Raw genomic sequence first — 10,323 nt, 5'->3', positions numbered from 1 at the left:
CTGGCGCTGGGGTACACGGCGAGTTCGCGGCTGTAGCGGTGGGTCCACTCGCCGACCAGCTCGTGGGCGGTGTGCGGCGCGTTCTTCAGCGGGTTGTCGTCCTTGTCCAGCTCACCGGCCTCGACCGCGCGGATTTCCTCGCGGATGCGGATCATGGCGTCGCAGAAGCGCTCCAGCTCTTCCTTCGACTCGCTCTCGGTGGGCTCGATCATCAGCGTGCCGGGCACCGGGAAGCTCATGGTCGGGGCGTGGAAGCCGTAGTCGATCAGGCGCTTGGCGACGTCGTCGACGCTGATGCCGCTGGTCTCCTTGAGCGGGCGCAGGTCGAGGATGCACTCGTGGGCGACCAGGCCGTTGCTGCCGGTGTAGAGCACCGGGTAGTGCTCTTCCAGGCGGCGGGCGATGTAGTTGGCGTTGAGGATCGCCAGCTGGGTGGCGCGGCGCAGGCCGTCGCCGCCCATCATGCGGATGTACATCCAGGTGATCGGCAGGATGCTGGCGCTGCCGAAGGGCGCCGCGCTGACCGCGCCCTCTTTGCGCGCCATCTGCGCGTGGCCGGGCAGGAAGGGCGCCAGGTGGGCCTTCACGCCGATCGGGCCGACGCCCGGGCCGCCGCCGCCGTGGGGGATGCAGAAGGTCTTGTGCAGGTTCAGGTGCGAGACGTCGCCGCCGAACTGGCCCGGGGCGCAGAGGCCGACCATGGCGTTCATGTTGGCGCCGTCGATGTACACCTGGCCGCCGTTGGCGTGGATGACGTCGCAGATCTCGCGGATGCCTTCCTCGAACACGCCGTGGGTGGACGGGTAGGTGATCATCAGCGCGGCGAGGCGCTCCTTGTGCTCCTCGGCCTTGGCCTTGAGGTCGGCGATGTCGACGTTGCCGCGCGCATCGCAGGCGGTCACCACCACGCGCATGCCGACCATGCTGGCGGTGGCCGGGTTGGTGCCGTGGGCCGATTGCGGGATCAGGCAGATGTCGCGCTGGTCGTCGCCACGGCTGAGGTGGTAGGCGCGGATCGCCAGCAGGCCGGCGTATTCGCCCTGGGAGCCGGCGTTCGGCTGCAGGGACACGGCGTCATAGCCGGTGGCCTGACACAGCATGGCTTCCAGCTCAGTGGTGAGTTCCTGGTAGCCCTGGGATTGCTCGGCCGGGGCGAAGGGGTGCAGGGCGCCGAACTCGGCCCAGGTCACCGGGATCATCTCGCTGGCGGCGTTCAGCTTCATGGTGCAGGAGCCCAGCGGGATCATGCTGCGGTCCAGCGCCAGGTCCTTGTCGGCGAGCTTGCGCAGGTAGCGCATCAGCTCGGTTTCCGAGTGGTAGCGGTTGAACACCGGGTGGGCGAGGATCGCGCTCTGGCGCAGCAGGGCGGCCGGTAGGCGGCTGGCGACGCGGGCGGCCAGCTCGGCGAAGGCGGGCAGCGCCTGGCCGTCGGCGAACAGCGCCCAGAGTTGCTCGACGTCGGCCTGGGTGGTGGTTTCGTCCAGGGACAGGCCGAGGCGGACGGCATCCACTTCACGCAGGTTGAGGCGCTGGGCGCGGGCTGCGGCATGGCGCTCGGCGGTCTGGGCGCCGGTGGCCAGGGTCAGGGTGTCGAAGAAGTGCGCCTGCTCCACGGTCACGCCGAGCTGGACCAGACCCTCGGCGAGGATCGCGGTCAGCTGGTGCACGCGGTTGGCGATGCGGGTCAGGCCCTGCGGGCCGTGGTAGACGGCGTACATGCTGGCGATGTTGGCCAGCAGCACCTGCGCGGTGCAGATGTTGCTGGTGGCCTTCTCGCGGCGGATGTGCTGCTCGCGGGTCTGCATGGCCAGGCGCAGGGCCGGCTGGCCGTGGCGGTCGATGGAGACGCCGACCAGGCGGCCGGGCATGTCGCGCTTGAAGGCGTCGCGGGTGGCGAAGTAGGCCGCGTGCGGGCCGCCGAAGCCGAGCGGCACGCCGAAGCGCTGGGCGCTGCCGAGGGCGACGTCGGCGCCGAACTCGCCGGGCGGGGTCAGCAGGGTCAGCGCCAGCAGGTCGGCGGCCACCGCCACCAGGGCGCCGGCGGCGTGGAAGCGCTCGACCAGTTCGCGGTAGTCGAAGACATCGCCGTTGGCGGCGGGGTACTGCAGCAGGGCGCCGAAGTAGGCGCTGGCGTCGGTGAGCTCACGCTCGTCGCCGATCACCACCTCGATGCCCAGCGGCTCGGCGCGGGTGCGCAGCACGTCGAGGGTCTGCGGGTGGCAGTGCTGCGAGGCGAAGAAGGCGTTGCTGGCCTTGTTCTTCGCCAGGCGCTTGCAGAAGGTCATGGCTTCGGCGGCGGCGGTGCCTTCGTCGAGCAGGGAGGCGTTGGCCACCGGCAGGCCGGAGAGGTCGCTGACCAGGGTCTGGAAGTTCAGCAGGGCTTCCAGGCGACCCTGGGAGATTTCCGGCTGGTAGGGGGTGTAGGCGGTGTACCAGGCCGGGTTTTCCAGCAGGTTGCGCAGGATCGGGCTGGGGGTGTGGCAGGGGTAGTAGCCCTGGCCGATGTAGCTCTTGAACAGCTGGTTCTTCGCGGCGATGGCCTTGATCGCGGCGAGGGCTTCGGCCTCGCCCTGGCCGGCCGGCAGGTCGAGCACGCTGGTGCCCTTGATGCTGTCGGGCACAACGCTGGCGATCATCGCGTCCAGGCTGTCGAAGCCCAGCAACTCCAGCATCGCGTTGGCATCGGCGTCCCGTGGGCCGATGTGGCGCGGGACGAACTCGTTGCGTGTGTCCAGGGGGAATTGGGCGAGGCTCATGGCAGTTCCTCCGGTCAGGCGTGGTCGGCGAGGAACGCGTCATAGCCGGCCTGGTCCATCAGGCTGGCGACGGCTTCGGGGCTGTTCGGGCGGATACGGAAGAACCAGCCGTCGTCCATCGGCGCTTCGTTGACCAACTCGGGGTTGTCGGCGAGGGCCTGGTTCACTTCGATCACTTCGCCATCCAGCGGCATGGTGATGTTGCTGGCGGCTTTCACCGACTCCAGCACGGCCACTTCGGCGCCTTGTTCGTAAACACCGTTGTCGGGCAACTGCACGAACACCACATCGCCGAGGGCTTCCTGGGCGAAGCTGGTGATGCCGACGGTCACGTCACCGTTGGGTTCGACGCGCAGCCATTCGTGCTCGGGAGTAAAACGCAGAGTGGTCATGGAGCTTCCTCTTGTTATCAGGTTGGGTCCCGAGCGTTTGGCTCGGCTGATGGAACAAGAGCAAGTGGGATGCCAACTCTTTAAAAGCCTTTAATTTCAATAGCTTGAGCGTTTTTTGGTGTCGGCCTTACTCTTTTTCTGGAGCGATATCGCTCCACGCCGAAAAGAGTCTTTCAGCTGCTCTGAATGAGGAAAGGCCCGGAAGCCGAGGCTTTGAAGGACATTGGAGCGAAATCGCTCCAGTGGAATGGAATCGAACCGGTTGCGAAAAGATGCCGGGTGACTTGTAGGGGCGAATTCATTCGCCAAGGGCAGCGCAGCTGCCCCCAACAACCCGAAGGGCAGGACTGCGTCCTGCTTTGTCGAATGAATTCGACCCTACAGGAGAGGTTGCCCCACGCCCGCCCTAGCGGGAAATGCCGTACTTGCGCAGCCGCTGCCCAATGGCGGTGTGGGAGGTATTCAACCTGGCCGCCAACTGCCGGGTGGACGGGTAGGCGGTGAAGAGTTGCTGCAGCAGGTTTTTCTCGAAGCCCTGCACGGCGTCTTCCAGGCTGGTGACTTCCATGGGGTCGGCCTGGGGAGCACCGAGGGCCGTGCCGGCAAGCTCCAGGCCGTCGCAGTCGATCAGGTCACCTTCGCTGATGGCGGCGGCGCGGAAGATCACGTTCTGCAACTGGCGGACGTTGCCCGACCAGCGGTTGCCCAGCAGCAGCGGGTAGGTGGCCGGGGCCAGGTGGCACGGAGCGCGCTGGATCTGCGCGCAGGCCTGGTCGAGGAAGTGCTCGGCGAGCAGGAGGATGTCCTGGCCGCGTTCGCGCAGGGGCGGTACGTCGAGGTTGAGCACGTTGAGGCGATAGAACAGGTCCTCGCGGAAACTGCCTTCGCTGACCATGCGTTCCAGGTGCCTGTGGGTGGCGCCGAGCACGCGGACATTCACGTGGACTTCCTTGTCGCCGCCGACCCGGCGGAAGCAGCCGTCGCTCAGAAAGCGCAACAGCTTGGCCTGCAGGTAGGGCGACATCTCGCCGACTTCGTCGAGGAATACCGTGCCGCCGTCGGCCAGTTCCAGCAGGCCGGGCTTGCCGCCGCGCTGGGCGCCGGTGAAGGCGCCCGCCGAGTAACCGAAGAGTTCGCTTTCGGCCAGGCTCTCCGGCAACGCCGCGCAGTTCAGTGCGAGGAAGGGCGCATCCTTGCGGTCACTCAAGGCGTGGCAGGCGCGGGCCACCAGTTCCTTGCCGGTGCCGGTTTCTCCGCGAATCAGCAGGTGCGCGTCCAGCCGGGCGACCTTGTGCAGGCGCGCCTTGAGCTGCTTCAGGGGCGCCGACTTGCCCAACAGGGTTTCCAGGCCTTCGCCGCTTTCCGGGCGCAGGGAGGCCAGGCGCGAGCCGATGCGGCTGGGCGGGTAAAGGGTCAGCAGGCTGCCGGCCAGGTCCTGTGCCTCGGCGTCCGCACCGCCCGTAATCGGAGTGGCGTCCAGCAGCAGAGCGAGGCCCTTGAGCGCCACTTCGCACATGGGCAAGCGGAAGCCCCGCTCGATCAGGGTCTGCGCCAGGCCAGGGTCATCGAACAGGTTCGACAGAGGCTCGCCCGTCGGATCGCGACCGTAGAGGCCGACCAGCGAAGGGTTGGCCAGCAGCACGTGGCCGCTGGCGTCCACCGCCAGCAGCGGGTCGCTGACGGCGGCGAGGAGGGCATCGAGCTGCAGACGGCGGCGCTGGCCGGGGAGGATGTCGACCACTGTCACCGCCTGCACACCTTGTACGCCATGCAGGGCTTCGCGCAGTTCGTCCAGCACCTCTGGACCGAGGCTGGGGGCGTCGATGTAGACGTTCGGCGGAATCATCTCCACCGCTTCCAGATTGAGGTTGCGACCACCAAGCAAGGCCAGGACTTCCTGGGTGATGCCGACGCGGTCGATGAAGGTGACGTGTATGCGCATGGGGAATTCGCCTGCTGGCTGGTCAGCCCTTGGTCAAACCGCCGGAGCAGGCGGTCAGGTCTTCGAGGAAGGCGCGGAGGATCGGTGGCGCCGCGCCGCGACGGGTGATCACGTCGAAGGGCGACTCCAGTTGGTCCCGGGAGATGGGCAAGTGGCGCATCTCGCGGGTGCTGACCCACTGCTCGGCGACGTGCGCCGGAAGCAGGCCGATATAGGCACCCGAAATGACCAGGATCGCCAGGGCCTCGATGTTGTCCACAGTGGCCGCCGCCTTGCTCACGCCGAGCACGTCGAGGTCGTACTGCTGCATGTAGCCGCGTACCGCGATGCGGCTTACGGCAATGGCCTCGTGCAGTGCCTGCCCGGTCAGGGTGCTGGCGAACAGCGGGTGGTGACGCCCGCAGTACAGGCCCAACGCCTCCTGGTACAGCGGTGAGTAGTCGAGGCCGGGAATTTTCGCGGGAAAGTGACCGATGGCCAGGTGCAGACGGTTGTCCAGCACCCGCTCTTCCAGCTCCGCCGGGGTACCGACGTAGACGCTGAGGTGAACGTCGTGCCCACGGGAAACGAAACGCTGGGTGGCGCGGGGCAGGGGGGAAGCGCGATCGGTGAGGGTGCTGTCGATGATGCCGAGGTTGAGCTTGCCGCTGATGCGCTGCTTGAGCACGTCGGCGTCCATGCAGAACGTCTCCACCGCCGAAAGCAGGCGCTGGGTCGCCTCGTGGATGGCCACGCCCTGCTCGGTCAGGCGGAAGCCGCTGCGGCCGCGCTGGCAGAGCTTGACCCCGAGGCGGGTCTCCAGGTGGCTCATCTGTTCGCTGATGGTGGACTGACCGGCATTCAGGGCCGCCTGGGCAGCGGAAAAGCCCCCGCATTTGACGATCGTGGCGAAGACCCGAAGCAGCTTCAGGTCGACATCGTGCAACTGGATCACGTGGGCCTCCCGGTCGGCGATTTACATCGCTACTGGCGATATGAGCATCTGATGTTTTGCATTTTTACAAAATAAATCTGCGCACATATTCGCTGCAACGGCGAATTCGAAGCCGGTTCGCCGACCACTGAAAACAAAAAAGCGAGGCGTGCGACTATGTCGAAGAATGCTTATGAATCCGGACGGTTGAACCTGCCTTTCGTAGGTCACTGTACGTTTGCCAAGTCCCCGATCTGCACCGATTGGGATGCCATCAACGCGGACGTCGCCATCCTCGGCGCGCCCAATGACATGGGCACCCAGTGGCGCTCCGGTGCACGCTTCGGACCGCGCAGCATTCGCGAAGCCTCCACGCTGTTTTCCTTCGGCCATTCCGGCGCCTACGACCATGAAGACGACGCCCTTTACCTGACCCAGGATCAGGTGACCATGGTGGATGTCGGCGATGCGGACATCGTCCACACCGACATGGCCTCCAGTAACGACAACATCGAATTCGCCGTACGCAAGATCCTCGAATCCGGCGCCATGCCGGTGGTGCTGGGCGGGGACCACTCGATCCATGCCCCGGTGATCAAGGCCTTCGAGGGCCACGCCCCCATCCATATCGTGCATTTCGATGCTCACCTGGACTTCGTCGACGAGCGCCACGGTGTGCGCTACGGCCACGGCAACCCGCTGCGCCGCGCCTCCGAGCTGGACCATATCGTTGGCATGACCCAGATGGGCATCCGCAACGTGTCGTCCTCCAACCGCGATGACTACGACGCCGCCCGCGCCGCCGGTTCGCAGATCCTGTCGGTGCGCGACGTGCGCCGCCTGGGCACCGAAGGCGTCATGGCGAAGATTCCGGAAGGCCTGGACTACTACATCACCATCGACATCGACGGTTTCGACCCGTCCATCGCCCCTGGCACCGGCACCCCCAGCCACGGCGGCTTCCTCTACTACGAAGTGCTGGAAATCATCCAGGCGCTGGCCAAGCGCAGCCAGGGCCGGGTCGTCGGCATGGACCTGGTCGAGGTTGCACCGGCCTACGACCCCACTGGCGCCACCTCGATCCTCGCGGCGCAACTGCTGATGAACAGCATCGGCTTCATCTTCCACGAACGCGCCCGTAACCGCTGACAGGTCTGGAGGAATAGAGAGTGGACATCAAAGTAAAAGAGTATCTGCAGAAATTCGGTGTATCCGAGGCGACCCAGCGTTTCCTCGGCAAGTCCCAGAAAATGTTCGTTGGCGGTGCCTGGCTGGAATCGGCTGATACGGCCGAGGTGATCGAGCCCTCTACCGGCGCCGTGCTCACCCGCATCCCCATGGGCACTGCGGACGATCTGGATCGTGCCGTGCAGACCGCTCGCGCGCAGTTCGACGGCGGTGCCTGGAGCCAGCTCAAACCGCTGGAGCGTGAGCGCCTGCTGCATGGCCTGGCCGACCTTATCGAAGCCAACGCAGATGAACTGGCGGAGATCGAATCCATCGACATGGGCAAGTCGGTCGCCCAGGCGCGTGCGGTGGATATCCAGGGCACCATCGACACCTTCCGCTACTTCGCCGGCTGGGCCAGCAAGATCCACGGGCGCACCGTGGAGCCGTCGCTGCCCGGCAACTACCTGGCTTACACCCGCAAGGAGCCGGTGGGCGTGGTTGGGGTGATCGTGCCCTGGAACTTCCCGCTGCAGACCATGGCCTGGAAACTCGGCGCCGCCCTGGCGGTGGGCTGCACCGTGGTAGTGAAGCCGGCCGAGCTGACCTCCCTGTCGGCCCTGCGTTTCGCCGAACTGGTACAGGAAGCCGGCATCCCCGATGGCGTGGTGAACATCGTCACCGGGCGCGGCAGCGTGGTCGGTTCGGCCATGTCCAGCCATCCGGGCATCGACAAGCTGAGCTTCACGGGATCGACCCCGGTGGGCTGCTCCGTCGGCAAGGCGGCCATGGACCAGATGAAGCGCCTGACCCTGGAACTGGGCGGCAAATCGCCGGTGATCGTCTTCGCCGATGCCGATATCAAGGCGGCGGCCCAGGCAGTGGCCAACGGCGTGTTCTTCAACTCCGGGCAGGTCTGCGACGCCGGTACCCGCGCCTATGTCCACCGCAGCGTGTACGCCGAGTTCCTGCGCGAGCTGGCGGACTACACCGCAACACTGAAGATCGCCCCCGGCCTGGACCCGGATTGCTTCATCAGCCCGATGGTGTCGCGCCAGCAACAGCAGCGCGTGCTGGAGTACATCGAGACCGGCAAGGCGGAAGGTGCGGAGCTGTATTACGGCGGCGAGCCGGTCGACGGCCCCGGCTTCTACGTCCAGCCCACCGTCTTCGCCAACTGCCGCAATTACATGCGCATCGTCCAGGAAGAGATCTTCGGCCCGGTGCTGGTGACCGCGCCCTTCGACGACGAAGAAGAAGCGCTGGCCCTGGCGAACGATTCGCTCTTCGGCCTGGCCGCGGCGCTCTATTCCAACGACCTCGGGCGGGTTCACAGCCTGATCCCGCGACTGCGTGCGGGCACCGTCTACGTCAATGCCCACAGCACTCTCGATCCCTCCATGCCCTTCGGCGGCTACAAGCAGTCGGGCTATGGCAAGGACCTTGGGTCGGAACAGTTGGATTACCTGCTGGAAACCAAGGCGGTGTGGATCACACTTCCTTAAGTGATTTCAGCTGAAGCGTCGGCAGTCCCCGCTGCCGCCGCATGATCGATCCGCACCCGCCTTGCAAGGCAGTTCCTGACGGGCTGCCTGGGTGCGGAGCCTGGTGATACTCCATACGAAAATAAGAGCGGAGATACCATGAAATCAGCATCACAAAGTCTGCCCGCGACCGAGGGACAACGCGGACTGGAAATCGAAGGACACTCCATCGATTTCATCCAGGAGAACGAGAGAACCGACAAGCTGTCCGCCCAGGGCCCCTTCTGGTTCGTTGGCAACTTCACCTTCTTCACCATGACCATCGGTTTCGTGGGCCCGAGCGTCGGCTTGAGCGCGTTCTGGACCATGATCGCCGGCACGCTGGGCATCATGTTCGGCACCCTGTTCATGGCCTTCCACGGCTCGCAAGGGCCGCATCTCGGCCTGCCGCAGATGATCCAGTCCCGCGCCCAGTTCGGCTATCGCGGTGTGGTGCTGGTGCTACTGGCGACGCTGTTCGTCTTCGCCGGCTTCAACATCGTCAACCTGGTGTTGATGATGCAAGGGCTGGAGCACCTGTTCCACTGGGACCCCATGACCGTTGCCCTGGTCGTCTCGGTGCCCGCCACCGCCCTGGCCATCCTCGGCCATGACTGGATGCACAAGACCTTCAAATGGTCGCTGTTCCTCTCGCTGCCGCTCTACGGGCTGGTGACGCTGGCGGTACTGCTGGGCTGGGTACCGTCCGCACCGCTGCCGGCTGAGGGGGCTGAAACGGTCAAACTCGGCTTCACCCTGACCGGTTTCGTCGCCCAGTTCGCGGCGGCCGCCAGCTACAACATCGCCTACGCACCCTACGTCTCGGACTACTCCCGTTACCTGCCGAAGAACACCTCGAGTGGGAAGCTGATCGCGGCGGTCTTCATTGGGGCCTCGCTCTCGGGCGCCTGGATGATCTCGGTCGGTGGCTGGTTGGCTGAACACCTGCGTACCGCTGATGTGCTCGTTGCGCTCAACAGCGTCGGTGCCAGCTTCGCCCCGGAGTTGGGGACGGCGGTGGTGGCGGTCACCATCCTGGCCTTCCTGCCGGTGATCGCAATGAATATCTACAGCGCCAAGCTGACCACCATCACCGGCGTGGATTCGTTCAGGAAGATCAAGCCCACGGCCCGCGTACGCATCCTGGCGATCATCTTCGTCGTGCTCCTGCAACTGGGCGTGGCCATCAGCATCAATGCCTCCGGTTCGGGACTGTCGATGCTCAACATGTACCTGGTGGTGATGCTGTACTTCCTGGTGCCCTGGACCGCCGTCAACCTCACCGACTACTTCTTCGTGCGCAAGGGCCGCTATGCCATCCCGCACTTCTTCCTGCCGCACGACAACATCTACGGTCGCTGGGGTAGCCGTGGGCTGATCGCCTACCTGATCGGCTTCGTGGTGATGATTCCGTTCTTCACCATCTTCAGCGGTCCCGATGAGGTCTACGTCGGCCCGCTGGCCCGAATGATCGGCAGCGTGGACATGGCGTGGCTGGTCGGTCTGATCGTTTCGGGTGTCGCCTACTACCTGCTGTGCCTGTCGCTCGACCTGAAGAAGGAGGAAACCCTCATTCGCCAGATCGAGAAAGAGGCCCCTCAATTCACGACGGGTAAAGCCTGGTAACAGC

General features: G+C 65.3%; 7 protein-coding genes. 3 read left to right on the top strand and 4 right to left on the bottom strand.

Annotation, left to right across the window (positions count from 1 at the left end; translation table 11 throughout):
* From gcvP to E8E91_RS10750, 4 genes are all read right to left on the bottom strand, one after another.
* A partial coding sequence (gcvP, locus tag E8E91_RS10765; protein WP_280375750.1) for an aminomethyl-transferring glycine dehydrogenase occupies positions 1-2,756 on the bottom strand: 2,756 nt, incomplete at its 3' end.
* A 14-nt stretch (positions 2,757-2,770) separates the two neighbouring features.
* Positions 2,771-3,148, bottom strand: a complete 378-nt coding sequence (gene gcvH / locus E8E91_RS10760; RefSeq protein ID WP_280375749.1) for a glycine cleavage system protein GcvH — start codon at positions 3,146-3,148, stop codon at positions 2,771-2,773.
* A 406-nt stretch (positions 3,149-3,554) separates the two neighbouring features.
* Positions 3,555-5,090 (bottom strand): sigma-54-dependent transcriptional regulator, encoded by a 1,536-nt coding sequence (locus tag E8E91_RS10755; RefSeq protein WP_280375748.1) that lies wholly within the window; start codon positions 5,088-5,090, stop codon positions 3,555-3,557.
* Between the two features lie 22 nt (positions 5,091-5,112).
* Positions 5,113-6,024 carry a LysR family transcriptional regulator gene (locus E8E91_RS10750; protein ID WP_280375747.1) on the bottom strand — a complete coding sequence of 304 codons (912 nt, stop codon included), beginning with the start codon at positions 6,022-6,024 and terminating at the stop codon, positions 5,113-5,115.
* Between the two features lie 156 nt (positions 6,025-6,180).
* Between E8E91_RS10750 and speB the strand changes: the two genes are divergently transcribed.
* The 3 genes from speB (at position 6,181) to E8E91_RS10735 (ending at position 10,319) form a co-directional block, all read left to right on the top strand.
* A complete protein-coding gene (speB, locus tag E8E91_RS10745) occupies positions 6,181-7,152 on the top strand; it encodes an agmatinase (RefSeq protein WP_280375746.1) in 972 nt (323 codons plus the stop codon).
* 20 nt (positions 7,153-7,172) lie between these two features.
* Positions 7,173-8,675: an aldehyde dehydrogenase family protein gene (locus E8E91_RS10740; protein WP_280375745.1), complete on the top strand. Its 1,503-nt coding sequence runs from the start codon at positions 7,173-7,175 to the stop codon at positions 8,673-8,675.
* Positions 8,676-8,813: 138 nt separating this feature from the next.
* The gene (locus tag E8E91_RS10735; RefSeq protein ID WP_280375744.1) at positions 8,814-10,319 is read left to right on the top strand and encodes a cytosine permease; all 1,506 of its coding nucleotides are present in this window, start codon (positions 8,814-8,816) and stop codon (positions 10,317-10,319) included.
* The last annotated feature ends 4 nt before the right edge of the window (positions 10,320-10,323 follow it).

Origin of the sequence: Pseudomonas sp. BN515 (assembly GCF_029873155.1) — a bacterium.
In the GTDB taxonomy this organism is placed as follows: domain Bacteria; phylum Pseudomonadota; class Gammaproteobacteria; order Pseudomonadales; family Pseudomonadaceae; genus Metapseudomonas.
The sequence above is the reverse complement of the archived record's forward strand: the minus strand, read 5'-3'. Positions and strand labels throughout refer to the sequence as shown.

What these genes read in the sequence shown, in the direction of transcription:
- gcvH (WP_280375749.1), bottom strand. Translation starts at nt 3,148, where the DNA reads ATGACCACTCTGCGTTTTACTCCCGAGCACGAATGGCTGCGCGTCGAA.
- E8E91_RS10755 (WP_280375748.1), bottom strand. Translation starts at nt 5,090, where the DNA reads ATGCGCATACACGTCACCTTCATCGACCGCGTCGGCATCACCCAGGAA.
- speB (WP_280375746.1), top strand. Translation starts at nt 6,181, where the DNA reads ATGTCGAAGAATGCTTATGAATCCGGACGGTTGAACCTGCCTTTCGTA.
- E8E91_RS10735 (WP_280375744.1), top strand. Translation starts at nt 8,814, where the DNA reads ATGAAATCAGCATCACAAAGTCTGCCCGCGACCGAGGGACAACGCGGA.